Source organism: Saccharothrix mutabilis subsp. mutabilis (genome assembly GCF_039521145.1).
GTDB classification, from domain to species: Bacteria; Actinomycetota; Actinomycetes; order Mycobacteriales; family Pseudonocardiaceae; genus Actinosynnema; species Actinosynnema mutabilis.
The window spans coordinates 467,845-483,008 of record NZ_BAAABU010000002.1 but is presented as its reverse complement, the minus strand read 5'-3'; the positions used below and the strand labels follow the sequence as shown (position 1 = coordinate 483,008).

12 protein-coding genes are annotated in these 15,164 nt (G+C 72.7%); 9 read left to right on the top strand and 3 right to left on the bottom strand.

What is annotated here, in order from left to right; genetic code table 11:
* The first annotated feature begins 383 nt into the window (after positions 1–383).
* From glmU to pth, 5 genes are all read left to right on the top strand, one after another.
* Positions 384–1,865, top strand: a complete 1,482-nt coding sequence (gene glmU / locus ABD126_RS06095; RefSeq protein ID WP_343932636.1) for a bifunctional UDP-N-acetylglucosamine diphosphorylase/glucosamine-1-phosphate N-acetyltransferase GlmU — start codon at positions 384–386, stop codon at positions 1,863–1,865.
* 14 nt (positions 1,866–1,879) lie between these two features.
* Positions 1,880–2,851 (top strand): ribose-phosphate diphosphokinase, encoded by a 972-nt coding sequence (locus ABD126_RS06090; protein WP_343932959.1) that lies wholly within the window; start codon positions 1,880–1,882, stop codon positions 2,849–2,851.
* A gap of 277 nt (positions 2,852–3,128) precedes the next feature.
* Complete coding sequence (locus ABD126_RS06085; RefSeq protein WP_343932635.1) at positions 3,129–3,734, top strand: 50S ribosomal protein L25/general stress protein Ctc; 606 nt, start codon at positions 3,129–3,131, stop codon at positions 3,732–3,734.
* 58 nt (positions 3,735–3,792) lie between these two features.
* Positions 3,793–4,308: a DivIVA domain-containing protein gene (locus ABD126_RS06080; RefSeq protein ID WP_343932634.1), complete on the top strand. Its 516-nt coding sequence runs from the start codon at positions 3,793–3,795 to the stop codon at positions 4,306–4,308.
* On the top strand, positions 4,298–4,867 hold the full coding sequence (pth, locus tag ABD126_RS06075) for an aminoacyl-tRNA hydrolase (RefSeq protein WP_343932633.1): 570 nt from the start codon (positions 4,298–4,300) through the stop codon (positions 4,865–4,867). The genes ABD126_RS06080 and pth overlap by 11 nt, the downstream gene beginning before the upstream one ends.
* 73 nt (positions 4,868–4,940) lie before the next feature.
* On the opposite strand, the gene ABD126_RS06070 is transcribed toward pth, so the two are convergent.
* The gene (locus ABD126_RS06070; RefSeq protein ID WP_343932632.1) at positions 4,941–6,581 is read right to left on the bottom strand and encodes a fatty acyl-AMP ligase; all 1,641 of its coding nucleotides are present in this window, start codon (positions 6,579–6,581) and stop codon (positions 4,941–4,943) included.
* 108 nt (positions 6,582–6,689) lie between these two features.
* Between ABD126_RS06070 and ABD126_RS06065 the strand changes: the two genes are divergently transcribed.
* Entirely contained in the window at positions 6,690–7,907 is a 1,218-nt protein-coding gene (locus ABD126_RS06065) for a DivIVA domain-containing protein (RefSeq protein ID WP_343932631.1), read from the top strand.
* A gap of 69 nt (positions 7,908–7,976) precedes the next feature.
* Here ABD126_RS06065 and ABD126_RS06060 read toward each other — a convergent pair whose 3' ends face one another.
* Positions 7,977–9,071, bottom strand: coding sequence for a PQQ-dependent sugar dehydrogenase (locus tag ABD126_RS06060; RefSeq protein WP_343932630.1), 1,095 nt, complete (start codon positions 9,069–9,071; stop codon positions 7,977–7,979).
* Positions 9,072–9,106: 35 nt separating this feature from the next.
* Positions 9,107–9,397: a DUF4291 family protein gene (locus ABD126_RS06055; protein ID WP_343932629.1), complete on the bottom strand. Its 291-nt coding sequence runs from the start codon at positions 9,395–9,397 to the stop codon at positions 9,107–9,109.
* Positions 9,398–9,521: 124 nt separating this feature from the next.
* On the opposite strand from ABD126_RS06055, the gene mfd reads away from it, so the two are divergent.
* Genes mfd through ABD126_RS06040 form a run of 3 tightly spaced genes read left to right on the top strand, consistent with a single transcriptional unit; the run spans position 9,522 to position 14,972 of the window.
* Entirely contained in the window at positions 9,522–13,085 is a 3,564-nt protein-coding gene (gene mfd, locus ABD126_RS06050; RefSeq protein ID WP_343932628.1) for a transcription-repair coupling factor, read from the top strand.
* Between the two features lie 13 nt (positions 13,086–13,098).
* Positions 13,099–14,031: a SurA N-terminal domain-containing protein gene (locus ABD126_RS06045; protein ID WP_343932627.1), complete on the top strand. Its 933-nt coding sequence runs from the start codon at positions 13,099–13,101 to the stop codon at positions 14,029–14,031.
* A complete protein-coding gene (locus ABD126_RS06040) occupies positions 14,028–14,972 on the top strand; it encodes a nucleoside triphosphate pyrophosphohydrolase (RefSeq protein WP_343932626.1) in 945 nt (314 codons plus the stop codon). The genes ABD126_RS06045 and ABD126_RS06040 overlap by 4 nt, the downstream gene beginning before the upstream one ends.
* Positions 14,973–15,164 lie beyond the last annotated feature (192 nt).

The window sequence follows — 15,164 nt, the reverse complement described above, 5'->3', positions numbered from 1 at the left end:
GGTGGTCCGCGCGGGTCACGGCGGTCGCGGGGCGTGATTGCGGGCACATCGGGTCGGTGGGTGGTGATCGTTCCCGGCTCGTGGTCCAGACCGGGGCGGGTGACACACGATCGGTGGGGATTCGGCGGCGGGTCGGGCGTGGATGCCCTGTGCGGCTTGCCATCCGCCGGTCGAGACGGCTCCCGGGCGGGGGCCGGCGCGGGGGTGGTCCGGTGTTCCCGGCGGTCGGAGGGGGTCTCCGGGGGGTGTCGGGGCGGGGTCCGGGAGGTAACTGTCAGGTTGCCGTCGTGGGAGGCGAGGGGCCCTCGGAGGCTTAGTATCAGCACCTGGCGGGAGCCAGGCCTTCCCGCTGGCAGGCACGCACTCAGCTAGGGAGAGCGCTGATGCTCGAGGGTGTTCCCACCCCAGTCAGCACGATCGTCCTCGCAGCGGGTGAAGGCACCCGCATGCGCTCAGCCACCCCCAAGGTGTTGCACCGGATCGCCGGCCGCTCCCTCGTGGAGCACGCGGTCCGCGCCGCCGCCGGGACCGATCCTGACCATCTGGCCGTCGTCGTCGGGCACGGGCGTGCCGCGGTCACCGAACACCTCGACAGCCTGTCGACCGCACTGGACCGCAAGGTCACCGTCGCGGTGCAGGAGCAGCAGAAGGGCACGGGCCACGCGGTCGGCTGCGGCCTGGCCGAGCTGCCCTCCGACCTCACCGGCACGGTCGTCGTCACCTACGGCGACGTCCCCCTGCTGGACGCTCGAACGTTGAACAACCTGCTCGTTGAACACGGCAAGGCCGGCAACGCCGTCACCGTGCTGACCGCGATCGTCCCGGACCCCACCGGCTACGGCCGCATCGTCCGCGACGACGCCGGCGAGGTCGCCGCGATTGTTGAACAAAAGGACGCGACTGCTGTTCAACAATCCATCAACGAGATCAACTCCGGCGTCTACGCCTTCGACGCCGAGGTGCTGCGCGACGGCCTCTCCCGGCTCTCCACCGACAACGCGCAGGGGGAGCTGTACCTCACGGACGTCCTGTCCATCGCGCGCGGCGACGGCAAGCGGGTCGGCGCGGTCGTCACGGACGACCCGTGGCTGGTGGAAGGCGTCAACGACCGGGTCCAGCTGGCGCGGTTGGGTGCCGAGTTGAACCGTCGGATCGTTGAACAGTGGATGCGGGCCGGCGTCACCGTCGTCGACCCCGCCACCACCTGGCTCGACGCCGACGTGCGGATCGGCCGGGACGCCACCATCGAGCCCGGCGTGCAGCTGCGTGCGGGCACCGTGGTCGGCGAGAACGCCGTCGTCGGCCCCGACACCACCCTCAGCGGCTGCTCCATCGGCGCGGGCGCGTCCGTCGTGCGCACCCACGGCTCCGGCGCGCAGATCGGCGCGGGCGCGTCGGTCGGCCCGTTCGCCTACCTCCGCCCCGGCACCAAGCTCGGCGCCGACGGCAAGATCGGCACCTTCGTCGAGGTCAAGAACTCCGACATCGGCACCGGCTCCAAGGTCCCGCACCTGAGCTACATCGGCGACGCCACCATCGGCGAGCACTCCAACATCGGCGCGGCCAGCGTCACGGTCAACTACGACGGCGTCAACAAGCACCGCACGGTCATCGGCTCCCACGCCCGCACGGGCTCGGACAACATGTTCGTCGCCCCCGTCACCGTCGGGGACGGCGCGTACACCGGCGCCGGGACCGTCGTGCGCCGCGATGTGCCCCCGGGCGCGCTGGCGGTCTCCACCGGCCCCCAGCGCAACCTCACCGACTGGGTGCTGAACCGCAGGCCCGGCACCCCCGCCGCTCAAGCGGCACAGGACGCCCTGGCGTCGCAGAATGCCGAGACAACCGCCGAGGAAGGGCGTTGACCGTGAACCCCACCATGCCCGGTACCCCGAAGAAGAACCTGATGCTCTTCGGCGGTCGCGCCTACCCCGAGCTGACCGAGCAGGTGGCCAAGCACCTCAACGTGTCGGTGACCCCGCAGTCCGCCTACGACTTCGCCAACGGCGAGATCTTCGTGCGGTTCGAGGAGTCCGTGCGCGGTTGCGACGCGTTCGTCATCCAGTCCCACTGCGCGCCCATCAACCAGTGGCTGATGGAGCAGCTGATCATGGTGGACGCGCTCAAGCGGGCCTCCGCCAAGCGCATCACGGTGATCATGCCGTTCTACCCGTACGCGCGGCAGGACAAGAAGCACCGCGGCCGGGAGCCGATCTCCGCCCGCCTGGTCGCGGACCTGTTCAAGACCGCCGGCGCGGACCGCCTGGTCGCCGTCGACCTGCACACCGCCCAGATCCAGGGCTTCTTCGACGGCCCGGTGGACCACCTGTGGGCCATGCCGCTGCTGGCCGAGCACATCCGCGACAAGTACGCGGGCCAGGAGCTGACCGTGGTGTCGCCGGACGCCGGCCGCACCAAGCTCGCCGAGAAGTGGGCCGACACCCTGGGCGGCGCGCCGATCGCGTTCATCCACAAGACCCGCGACCCGCTGCGCCCGAACGAGGTCGTGGCCAACCGCGTGGTCGGCCAGGTCAAGGACCGGCTGTGCGTGGTCATCGACGACATGATCGACACCGGTGGCACCATCACCAAGGCCGTCGAGCAGCTGCTGGCCGAGGGCGCGTCCGACGTGGTCATCGCCGCCACCCACCCGGTCCTGTCCGGCCCGGCGGTGGACCGCCTGCGCGAGTGCGGCGCGCGCGAGGTCGTGTTCACCGACACCCTGCCGATCCCGGCCGAGAAGCGGTTCGACGCGATGACCGTGCTGCCCATCGCGCCGCTGCTGGCCCGGGTCATCCAGGAGGTCTTCGAGGACGGCTCGGTCACGAGCCTGTTCGACGGCAACGCCTGATCCGCGGACCCGACACGCCGGGGCGCCCGCACGGGCGACCCGGCGTGTCCGTCTTCCGGGGACGGGGACCCGACCCCCGATTAGGACCAGTCCGGGAACCGGCCTACACTGGTCGGGTTGCCTCGGCGAGGGCGAGCGTCACGCTTGTCGTGATCGACGCGGCGGTTGTGGTGATGCCGCGCGTGTCCACCCTCCGCGCCGCCCGTCGTCGTAGGCCAGCACCCCGCTCCGAGTACCGCCCGACGTTTCAAGGCCAGACCGATAGGAGAGCCCCACCGTGTCCGAGGTCCGTCTCGCCGCAGAGGAGCGCACCGAGTTCGGCAAGGGCGCCGCCCGCCGCACCCGTCGTGCCGGAAAGATCCCCGCGGTGCTCTACGGCCACGGCTCCGACCCGAAGCACCTGGCCCTGCCGGCGCTCGAGTTCGCCCGTGTCGTCCGCGAGCACGGTCACAACGCAGTTCTGACGCTGGACATCGACTCCACCAGCGAACTCGCGCTGACCAAGACCGTCACCACGCACCCGATCAAGAACTACATCGAGCACGTGGACCTGCTGCTGGTGCAGCGGGGCGAGAAGGTCACCGTCGACGTGCCGATCGTCGTCACCGGTGAGCCCGCCGCCGCCACCCTGGTCACCCAGGACCTGACCACGGTGCAGATCGAGGCCGAGGCCCTGCACATCCCCGAGCAGGTCGAGCTGTCGATCGAGGGCGTCGAGGCCGGCACCCAGATCCACGCCTCCGACCTGAAGCTGCCCTCCGGCGCCGGTCTGGTGACCGACCCCGAGGCGCTGGTCCTCGCCGTGAACGCCGCCCCGACCGCCGCCCAGCTCGACGGCGGCGAGGGCGAGGCCGCGGACACCGAGGCCTCCGAAGAGAGCTGAGCCCATCACGTCGGGCTGGTCGAACGGCACGTCACCCCCGCCTCCGGGTGGGGGCGGCGTGCCGTTCGCGTCGCTCAGCCCGGCGCAGGTGCGCTCGACGACCTTCCCCCGCGGCCGGCGGGGCAAGGGCTACGACCCCGCCCAGGTGGACGCGTTCCTGATCCGGATCGCCGACGCCCTGTCCGGGCGCAGCGCCCTGCACCCCGACGAGGTGCGCCGGGTCGTCTTCCACGAGGTGCCCGGCGGGTACGACCAGCGGTCCGTGGACGACTTCCTGACCCGCATGGAGTGGCAGCTGCGGGCCGGGCTGGTGCCGCCGACCGGGCTGCGCACGGGCGCCGACGTGCTGGCGGTGAAGATCCCCCGGTCCGCCAACGGCTACGATCGCGGTGAAGTCGACGCGTTCCTCGCGCGCGCCGCCGCCTCCCTGGACGGGCGCGGCCGGATGACCGCCACCGAGGTCCGCCACACCAGGTTCAGCACCACGTCCGGCCTGCGGCGGGGGTACCAGACCCGCGCGGTGGACGCCCTGTTGGACGAGCTTGAGCAGGAGTTGCGGTTCCGTGGCCGATGACATCGCCCTGGTCGTGGGCCTGGGCAACCCCGGGCCCAAGTACGAGGGCAACCGGCACAACGTCGGGTTCATGGTCCTCGACGTGCTCGCCGACCGGATCGGCGGCAAGTTCAAGGCGCACAAGGGCGGCGCGGAGGTCCTGGAGGGCCGGCTCGGCTCGCGCAAGGTCGTCCTGGCCAAGCCGCGCGGCTACATGAACACCTCCGGCGGCCCGGTCGTCGGGACGGCGCGGTTCTACAAGGTGCAGCCGGCGGACATCGTCGTCGTGCACGACGAGCTGGACCTGCCCTTCGCCACGGTCCGGATGAAGCTCGGCGGCGGCGAGAACGGCCACAACGGCCTGCGCTCGATCACGAAGTCCCTGGGCACCAAGGACTACCACCGCGTGCGCTTCGGCGTGGACCGCCCGCCGGGCCGCATGGACCCGGCGGACTACGTCCTGCGCGACTTCTCGCTCGTGGAGCGCAAGGAACTGGCCTTCGAACTCGACCGCGCGGCCGACGCCGTGGAGGCCCTGCTGGAACTGGGCCTGGAGGCGGCCCAGAACAAGTTCCACTAGCCCGCGGGGCCGGTGGCAGGGGCCCCAGCGGGTCTACCTGGCCGGCGGGGCCGGTGGCAGGGGGCCGGCGGGTCTACCTGGCCGGCACCAGACCGGCCGCGGCGGATCGGCGCAGCTTGCCGGACGGGGTCTTGGGCAGGCTGCCCGGCTTGAGGACCACCACCGCGAACGGGCGCAGGCCGACCGCGTCCACGACCCGCGCGTTGATCTCCTTGGTCAGGTCCTTCACCGCGTCGTCCTCGCCCGCGTGCTTGGACTCCACCACCACGGCGAAGCGCTCGCGCCGCGTCCCCGCGTCCAGGCGCACGGCGACGGCGTTGCCCGCCCGCACGCCCTCCACGGACATCGCCGCCCGCTCGATGTCGGTCGGGTAGATGTTGCGCCCACCCATGATGATCACGTCCTTGCGCCGCCCGCACACGACGACCTGGCCGTCCACCACGTACCCCTCGTCGCCGGTGTCCAGCCAGCCCTCGGCGTCCTGCGTCGCCAGCGGCCCGTTCACCGTCAGGTAGCCCGGGGTCACGGCCTCGCCGCGCACCCGCAGCTGCCCCACCTCGCGCTCCCCGCGCACCGCGCCCGACTCGTCCACCACCTGGACCTCCAGGCCCGGCAGCGGCGGCCCGAGCAGCGGGAACGACCGCGCGTCCGGACCCGGCTCCACCGGCACCGCGCGCCGGTTCGCCTCCAGCTCGTCCGGGTCCACGTGGTCCACCGCCATGCCGGTGAACACGGGCGCGAACGCCACGCCCAGCGTCGTCTCCGCCATGCCGTACGCGCACAGCACGCACTCGGCGGGCATCCCGAACCGCGCCCCCGCGTCGGTGAACGCCTTCACCGCCACCGGGTCGATCGGCTCGGCCCCGTTCAGCGCGATCCGCAGCCGCGACAGGTCCCACGTGCCGTCGTCCACGCCGGCCATCCGGCGCGCCGCGATGGCGTAGGCGAAGTTCGGCGCGGCGGTGATGGTGCCCTGGTAGCGGCTGATCAGGTCCGGCCACAGGGTCGGGCGGGCGAGGAAGTCGACCGGGGTGACCTTCACCAGGTCGATGCCGAACAGCATCGGCACGGTCAGGAAGCCGACCATCCCCATGTCGTGGAACAGCGGCAGCCACGACACCATCCGGTCGGTCTCCGGGTCCAGCCGCGCGGCCTCCTCCATGGCCTTCGCGTTGGACCACAGGTTGCCGTGCGTGATGCGGACGGCCTTCGGGTCGGCCGTTGAGCCGCTGGTGAGCTGGAGCAGGGCGGTCGCGGACTCGGCCACCTCGACCGGCGCGGGCAGCGGGTCGCCGTCCAGCTCGTCGAGCTTGCGGTAGGACACGCCGTTCTCGTCGAGGACGCCCGCGAGCGCGTCGAACGGGCTGCCCAGCAGCACCAGGTTCGCGCCGATCATGGCCAGCACGCGCAGGGTGTCGGCGGCCCACTCGGCCAGGTCGGTGCGCGGCGTCGGCTGGTGCAGCATCGTGGTGCTGCCGCCGGACAGCCACACCGCCTGCACGGCCGGCGCGATCGCCGCCGGGTCGCCCGCGAGGACGGCCACCGCCTCGCCCGGCGCGACACCGCCCGCGACCAGGGCCCCGGCCATGCGCCGAGCCTCCTCGTGCACCTGCGCCCACGTCCGACGGGTCGGGGCGGTCGGCTCACCCGTCGTCATCCCTCGATCGTTGGCACTCGCAGCGGTTGCCACCATCGTGTCCACGAACCGGCTCATGGGCGCCAGAGTAGAACGATCTCCACCACCGCATTGAGCCAATAGGGCGAAACAACTTCACCTCCCTCCGGCGATACTCCCCGGTACACCGGAGAAGGAGGCACGAGGGTGGGGTTCGAAGCGCGTCCGCACACGGCAACGCGTCCGGCCGCGGCACCGCGTCCGCACGCACCGGCGCACCCGGCGCCCCTGCTGAGCGCGCAGGACCTGCGCCAGGTCGCGTTCCACCGCCCGCCGCCCGGCCGGCCGGGCTACGACGAGCGGCAGGTCGACGACTTCCTCGACCGCATCGAGGCCACCCTGCTCGGCCGTGACGACGTGACCGAGCAGGACGTCCGCCGCATGCGCTTCCGCCCCGCGCAGCCGGGCTACCACGCGGTCGAGGTGGACGCGTTCCTGGAGCTGGTCGCCGAGACCCTGAGATCGACCCCGCAGCGCAGACAGGCCGTGGCCCCCGCGCAGGGCGCGCACGCCACGTCCACCGCCATGCGCCCCGCCCCGCGGCTGACCCCGCGGGACGTCCGGGGCGTCCGCTTCCACAAGCCCCGGCCGGGCAACCGCGGCTACCACGAGGGCGAGATCGACGCCTTCCTCGACCGCATCGAGGCCACCCTGGCCGGCCGGGACACCCTGACCGCCATCGAGGTCCAGGACCACGAGTTCTCCTACGCCCCGCCGGGCATGATCGGCTACGACGAGGACGACGTCGACACCTTCCTCGACCTGGTGGTCGTCACCCTCGAACAGGCCCCGCCGCCGCCCGTCCGGCCCCGCCCCCAGGTCGGCGCCCGCCCCCTGACCGCGCGGGACGTGCGGACGGTCGAATTCGGCAAGCCCCCGCGGGGCCGCCGCGGCTACCACGAGTCCCAGGTGGACAAGTTCCTCGACCGCATCGAGGCCACCCTGCTGGGCAACGACGACCTGACCGCCCAGGACATCCGCGAGGCGAAGTTCAGCCGCCCGATGTTCGGCCGCCGCGGCTACGACGAGACCGAGGTGGACGCGTTCCTGGCGCGGGTGGAGAAGCAGCTGGGCGACGGCCCGGCCCGACCCGCCGCGCTGCCGCCCATCACGTCGTGGAAGCAGCTGCGGATGATCAAGATCCCGACCGCGGGCCCGACCCGGCGCGGCTACCGGACCTCCCAGGTGGACCGGGTGCTGGAGGAGGTCGGGATCGCGCTGGACGGGATGATCGGCGCGTCGTCGGCCGAGGTCGCGAAGACCCGCTTCGCGCTGGCGCTGATGAACGGCCAGGGCTACGACTGCGCGTTCGTCGACGAACTGATCCCGCTGCTGGTCGCCGAACTGCGCCGCCGAGGCCGCTGAGGAACCCGCTGTGCGTTGTGGGGTGACGTCGGTCGGTGGGCCGGGGCTGACCGGCCCCCGGGTCGCCGGTCAGCCTCGGGTCACCTTGAGGACCTTGTCGTCGGTCCCGTTCGACGTGGTCACGTAGAGGGCCTTGTCCGGGCCCAGTTCCGCGCCGCGCAGGCGGCCGTGGGTGCCGTCCAGCTCCGCCGGGACGGACACCGCGTGCACGCCGCCCTCGGCGGTGATCGTGAACAGCAGGAGCTTCGCGCCCTTCAACGCGGTCACGGCGAGGGCGCCGTCCAGGTCGCCCCACTCCGGGCCGTCCAGGAAGACGGCGTCGCAGATCGCCTCCGTGGGGCGGCCGGACGACCAGACGGCGGGGACGGCGTCGGGGAAACGGCTCAGGTCGGTCATGGGCACGTCCTCGTCGTACCCGTCCTCGGTGCCGCCCTTGGACGGGTCCCAGCCGTAGTTCGCGCCGGGTTTGAGGACGTTCACCTCGTCGTCCACGTCGGGGCCGTGCTCGGCGGTGAGCACCAGGCCGTCCCGGCGGACGGCGACGCCCTGGACGTTGCGGTGGCCGTAGGTGAGCACGCCGCCCTCGCCGGTCCGGAGGTCGAGCTTGAGCACCTTGCCGCCCAGGCTGGCGCGGTCCTGCGCGATGGAGGCGCGGGCCGTGTCACCGGTGCCGACCAGCATGGAGCCGTCCTTGTCCAGCGACAGGCGGCAACCCGAGTGGCGTCCGCTGGGGTTGGCGGGGAAGCCGTCGCGCAGCGGGTCCTGCACGCGGCGCGCCTCGATGCCGTCCAACTCGAAGGTGACCAGGCGGATGTCCTTGGCCGTGTTGAAGCACGCGGTGAAGCGCCTGGTGGTGGCGAAGTCGGGGTGCACGAGGAGGCCCATCAGCCCGCCCTCGCCGCGCGCGACGACGTCCCCGAGGTCGGCCTTGATCCGCGTGGTCTTCCCGTTCTCGACCAGGACGAGCCGGCCGGGCCGTTCGGTGACCAGCATCCGGCCGTCGGGCAGGAACCCGACCTCCCACGGGTGGGTGAGGCCCTGCGCGACGACCTCGACCTTGATCCCCTTGGGCGGGTCGGCGGGCGGCGCGCTGCCACCGGGTGACTCCGCGGTCGAACACCCGGCGAGCAGCAGTGCGGCGACGACTCCGACAACCCGGCGCATGGCGCCCAGCATGCCCACTTCCGTGTGAACTCGCCCTACAGCGGGTGAGGGCGTTCACGCGGCAGCCGTGCGGTGGCGGCGTCGAGGTCGCCCGCCCGGACCAGCGCGCGGATCCCGTGCGCCGGCGGCGTGACGTCGGTGATGCCGACGATCCACTCGTCCACGTACCGCCGCGAGGCCCGTCCGGCGAGCCCGATCCGGTGGCGGGTCGGGGCCGGGTCCTCCGCGGTGCCCGGCGCGGACCGCGGCGGTGGCCGGGCGCGGCGGGACGACGTGCTGCCGGGGTTCGCCGGTTCCCTCGCCGGGGGCGTCCGGGGCGTCCACACCGACGGGTAATCGGCCAGCGGGGTGTCGGTGGGTGCCCGTAGGCTGGTGGACGAGCACCCCTCGCGGCGGCGGCAAGGTCCCGGGCAGGGGTCTGTTCTCCTCTGCCCCCAAGGGAGCCACGCAATGCCCCAGTCCGGCCCGCTGTCCGGCCTGTTGACCGCTGTCCTGTCCGACAAGGCGCTCACCACCCTGGTCGACTCCACCGGCACGCCCGCCCTGGAGCTGGAGGGCGCGCCCGCCGCGCGGCCGATGGTGGTGGCCGCCCTGAGCCGCAAGGTGCCGGTGCTCGCCGTCACCGCCACCGGGCGCGAGGCCGACGAGCTGACCCGCGTCCTGTGCGACCTCATCGGGCACGACGCCGTGGCGAACTTCCCCAGCTGGGAGACGCTGCCCCACGAGCGCCTCTCGCCGCGCGCGGACACCGTCGGCACCCGGCTCCAGGTCCTGCGCCGGCTCGCGCACCCCGGGGACGCGCCGCTGAAGGTGGTCGTCGCGACCGTCCGCAGCCTGATCCAGCCGATGGCGCCCGGCCTGGGCGACCTCAAGCCCGTCGACCTGGAGGTGGGGGTCGAGCACGACTTCGAGGAGCTGCTCACCGACCTCGCCCAGCTCGCCTACACCCGCGTGGACATGGTCGAGAAGCGCGGCGAGTTCGCGGTGCGCGGCGGCATCCTCGACGTGTTCCCGCCGACCGCCGAGCACCCGCTGCGCGTCGAGTTCTGGGGTGACGAGGTCAGCGAGATCCGGCCCTTCTCGGTGGCCGACCAGCGGTCGCTGCCCGAGACCGTCACGAAGTTCACCGCCCCGCCCTGCCGCGAGCTGCTGCTCACCGACCGGGTGCGGGAGCGGGCGGCGGAACTGGCCGCCGAGCACCAGGCCGACGCCCAGCTCGCCGAGATGCTCGACAAGATCGCGAGCGGCATCCCGTCGGAGGGCATGGAGGCGCTGATCCCCGCCCTGTGCGAGGGCGAGCTGCAACTGCTCACCGACGTCGTCCCGGACGGCACGCACGTCCTGCTCGCCGACCCGGAGAAGATCCGCGCCCGCGCCCACGACCTCGTCCGCACCGGCCAGGAGTTCCTGGAGGCCTCCTGGATGGCGGCGGCCGGCGGCGGCAAGGCCCCGATCGACCTCGGCGCGTCGGCCTACCGGGGGCTGGCGGAGGTCGCCGACGCCGCCCGCGCCCAGGGCCGGCCGTGGTGGACGCTCAGCCAGCTCACCACCGAGGGCTCCGACGTCGTCCGCCTGGAGTTCAAGCACGTCGAGGCCTACCAGGGCGACGTGGACCGGGCGTTCACCGACCTGCGCGCGCACACCGCGTCCGGCGGCACGGCCGTCCTGGTCGTGCCGGGCGCGGGCACCGCCCAGCGCGCCGTCGAGCAGCTCGCGGACGCCGAGGTCCCGGCGCTGCTGCGCGAGACCCTCGACACCCCGCCCAGGGCCGGCTCGGTCACGGTCGTGCGCGGCGCGCTGGAGGACGGGTTCGCGCTGCCCGAGCTGGCGCTGGTCGTGCTCACCGAGACCGACCTGACCGGCGGGCGCGGCGGGACGTCCACGAAGGACATGCGGCGGATGCCGTCGCGCCGCCGCAACGCCGTGGACCCGTTGGCGCTCAAGCCGGGCGACTTCGTCGTGCACGAGCAGCACGGCATCGGCAAGTACGTGGAGATGGTGCAGCGCACGGTCGCCGGCGCGACCCGCGAGTACCTGGTGCTGGAGTACGCGTCCTCCAAGCGCGGCCAGCCCGGGGACCGGCTGTTCGTGCCGACCGACCAGCTCGACGAGGTGTCCCGGTACGTCGGCGGCGAGCTGCCCACGCTGAACAAGCTCGGCGGCAGCGACTGGAAGAACACCAAGGCCAAGGCGCGCAAGGCGGTCAAGCAGATCGCCGCCGAGCTGGTGCAGCTCTACGCCGCCCGCCAGGCCGCGCCCGGCCACGCGTTCGCGGCCGACACCCCGTGGCAGCGGGAGCTGGAGGACGCGTTCCCGTTCACCGAGACCGTCGACCAGATGGCCGCCATCGACGAGGTCAAGGCCGACATGGAGCGGTCGGTCCCGATGGACCGGGTGATCTGCGGCGACGTCGGCTACGGCAAGACCGAGATCGCGGTGCGGGCGGCGTTCAAGGCGGTGCAGGACGGCAAGCAGGTCGTCGTCCTGGTGCCCACCACCCTGCTCGCCCAACAGCACCTCAACACCTTCACCGAGCGCATGCGGGCGTTCCCGGTCACGGTCAAGGGCCTGTCCCGGTTCACCGACCCTGCCGAGGCCGAGCAGACCATCGCGGGCTTGGCCGACGGCGAGGTGGACGTCGTCATCGGCACCCACCGGCTGTTGCAGAAGGGGTTGCGCTACAAGGACCTCGGCCTGGTGGTCGTGGACGAGGAGCAGCGCTTCGGCGTCGAGCACAAGGAGCACATCAAGGCGCTGCGCACGCACGTCGACGTGCTGACCATGTCCGCCACGCCGATCCCGCGCACGCTGGAGATGTCGCTGGCGGGCATCCGCGAGATGTCCACCATCCTCACCCCGCCCGAGGAGCGGCACCCGATCCTGACCTACGTCGGCCCGTACGACGACAAGCAGGTCGGCGCGGCCATCCGGCGCGAGCTGCTGCGCGACGGCCAGGTGTTCTACGTGCACAACCGGGTGTCCTCGATCGAGAAGGCCGCCCGCCGCATCCGCGACCTGGTCCCCGAGGCCCGCGTGGTCACCGCGCACGGCCAGATGAACGAGGACAAGCTGGAGAAGATCATCCAGGGGTTCTGGGAGCGCGAGTACGACGTGCTGGTGTGCACGACGATCGTGGAGACCGGCCTGGACATCTCCAACGCCAACACGCTCATCGTCGAGCGCGGTGACATGCTCGGCCTGTCCCAGCTGCACCAGCTGCGCGGGCGCGTCGGGCGCGGTCGCGAGCGCGGGTACGCCTACTTCCTGTACCCGCCGGAGGCCCCGCTGACCGAGACCGCGCACGACCGGCTGGCGACCATCGCGCAGAACACCGAGCTGGGCGCGGGCATGGCGGTGGCCATGAAGGACCTGGAGATCCGCGGCGCGGGCAACATCCTGGGCGCGGAGCAGTCCGGCCACATCGCGGGCGTCGGCTTCGACCTGTACGTGCGGCTGGTCGGCGAGGCCGTCGAGGCGTTCCGCCGGCACGCGGGCGCGGAGGTCGACGGCGAGGAGGAGCTGGCCGAGGTCCGGGTGGACCTGCCGGTCGACGCGCACATCCCGCACGACTACGTGCCGGGCGAGCGGCTGCGCCTGGAGGCCTACCGCAAGATCGCGGCGGCGGCCGACGAGGACGCGCTGCGGGCCGTGTGGGACGAGCTGAAGGACCGCTACGGCACCCCGCCGCTGCCGGTCGAGCGGCTGCTCGCGGTGGCCCGGTTCCGGCAGACCTGCCGCGCGCACGGCGTCACCGAGGTCGCGGTGCAGGGGTCCACGATCCGCTTCGCGCCGCTGGAGCTGAAGGACTCGCAGATGGTCCGCCTGCGGCGGCTGTTCCCGAAGGCGGTCTACAAGCAGGTCACGGGCACGGTGAGCGTGCCTAGGCCGACCGAGGGAGCCGCCGGCGGCCGAATGGGCGCACCCCTGCTCCGCGACCAGGAACTGATCGACTGGTGTGCTCACTTTTTGGAGTCGTTGGCGGGTACACCCGTGAGCGGCGTCACGGGTTCGTGAGAAGGTAGCCGGCGTGAGGACAGTGCAGAGGCGCTTCACCCTGGTCGGCGCGGCCGTCGCACTCCTGGTGGCGGGCTGCGGCACCGGCCCGAGCCAGGTGGGCGCTGCCGCCATCGTCGGCGACTCCGTGATCCCGCTCGAACAGGTCCAGCAGCGGCTGGACGTGATCCGGAAGAAGGAGCCGGACGCCCAGAAGCTCCAAGAGCAGCACAAGTTCGACGAGGTCTCGCGCATCGCGATGAGCAACTACCTGCGGCACGAGTTGCTGACGCGCGCCGCGGACCGCGAGGGCGTCACCGTGACCGAGGACGCGGTGACCCAGGCGCTGGCCGACGCCGGCGGCCCGGACGCCGCCTCCGAGGGCACCGTCTACGACGCCACGACCATCCGCGAGCGGGTCAAGGACCAGCTGCTCGCGGTCGAGCTGGCGCGCAAGCACGTGGACAGGATGGAAGTCACGTTCGACTACTTCTACGCGAAGGACGACACCGACGCGAAGGAGAAGGCGAAGCAGGTCGAGCAGGACCCGGCCAGGATGGCCGAGTTCGTCAAGGCCGCCCCGCAGAGCCCGCAGGGCCAGCAGCTGGCCGGCCGCGGCGAGAAGCTGCACTCCGCCGAGGCCCCGAAGTTCGCGGCGACCCCGCTGTTCGGCGTGGACCCCGGCACGGTCGTGGCCTTCGCGCCCGAGCAGGGCAACGCGCAGTGGATCGTGGCCTACGTGACCGACTTCAAGGACGACGTCCGCCCGCGCGGCGAGGTGTCGACCGAGCAGTTGGCGCTGCGGACGCTGGAGAGCATCGGCGTGCGCCTGGCCCAGCGCCTGGCGGGCGACCCGGAGATCAAGGTCAACCCGCGCTTCGGCGTGTGGGACCCGTCGGCCATCGCGTGCGCGGCGAACGACCAGACGCTGTCCGGCTACCAGGCGGCGGTACGTTCGAAGTCGTGAGCACCGTCGTCCTGCTGGGTTCCCAGACCGTCCTGCCCGCCGCCGCGCTGCCCGCTCTGCGGGGCGCGGCGGCGGTCTTCGCTGCACCCGACCTCGACGCCGAGGTGTGGGCGGGGTTGGGGGTGACGGCGTGGCCGGACGAGGCGGCGCCGGCGGGTGAGGCGGTGGCGGGCCCGGTCGTGTACCTGACCGGGTCGTTGGACGACCCCCGCGCCCGGGAGCTGGTCGCCGCGGGCGCCGACGTCGTGCGCGGCCCGGTGGGCACGGGCCTGGTGGACGCGGCCCTGGTCATGGACCGGCTGCGCTCGCCGGGCGGCTGCCCGTGGGACGCGGAGCAGGACCACAAGTCGCTGCGGCAGTACCTGGTCGAGGAGACCTACGAGCTGCTGGAGGCCATCGAGGACGGCGACCGCGCGGCGCTGCGCGAGGAACTGGGCGACGTGCTGCTCCAGGTCCTGTTCCACGCGCGGATCGCGGCGGAGGACGTGGACCCGTTCGGCATCGACGAGGTGGCGGGCGACCTGGTGGCCAAGCTGGTCGGCCGGCACCCGCACGTGTTCGAGGGCCACGACCCGGCGGTGCGCGACGCGCACACCCAGCAACACCGGTGGGAAGAGCTGAAGCAGGTCGAGAAGCAGCGCGAGTCCAGTGTGGACGGCGTGGCGTCCGGGCAGCCGGCGGTGGCGCTGGCGGGCAAGCTCGCCCAGCGGACGGCGCGGGCCGGGCTGCCGGTGGACCTGTTGCCGGAGGGCGACGACACCGGGAGCACGCTGTTCGCGGTGGCGGCGCTGGCGAAGCTCGCGGGCGAGGACCCGGAGACCGAGCTGCGGGCGGTGGCGCGGCGGTTCGAGGCGAAGGTGCGGGCGGCGGAGTCATCGGCCCGCGCGGCCGGGGTCGAGAAGCTGACCGCCGAGGACTGGCGCGCCCACTGGCCGGCTTGACGGCTGCGTGGTTTTCCAGCTCGCGGCTGGGAGTCGCCAAGATCAAGAGCGCCTCGCCGGCGGGCAGGCCGCCAAGGATGGACACAAGGGCAAGGGCGGGGGCTTGGTGGTGACCCGGCGGGGCCCTTCGCGGCGCTGCGCGCCGGGACCGGACCGGTTCAGGCGAACATGATCGCGGTTGTCATGGGGGCG

What these genes read in the sequence shown, in the direction of transcription:
- glmU (WP_343932636.1), top strand. Translation starts at nt 384, where the DNA reads ATGCTCGAGGGTGTTCCCACCCCAGTCAGCACGATCGTCCTCGCAGCG.
- ABD126_RS06090 (WP_343932959.1), top strand. Translation starts at nt 1,880, where the DNA reads ATGCCCGGTACCCCGAAGAAGAACCTGATGCTCTTCGGCGGTCGCGCC.
- ABD126_RS06070 (WP_343932632.1), bottom strand. Translation starts at nt 6,581, where the DNA reads ATGAGCCGGTTCGTGGACACGATGGTGGCAACCGCTGCGAGTGCCAAC.
- ABD126_RS06060 (WP_343932630.1), bottom strand. Translation starts at nt 9,071, where the DNA reads ATGCGCCGGGTTGTCGGAGTCGTCGCCGCACTGCTGCTCGCCGGGTGT.
- mfd (WP_343932628.1), top strand. Translation starts at nt 9,522, where the DNA reads ATGCCCCAGTCCGGCCCGCTGTCCGGCCTGTTGACCGCTGTCCTGTCC.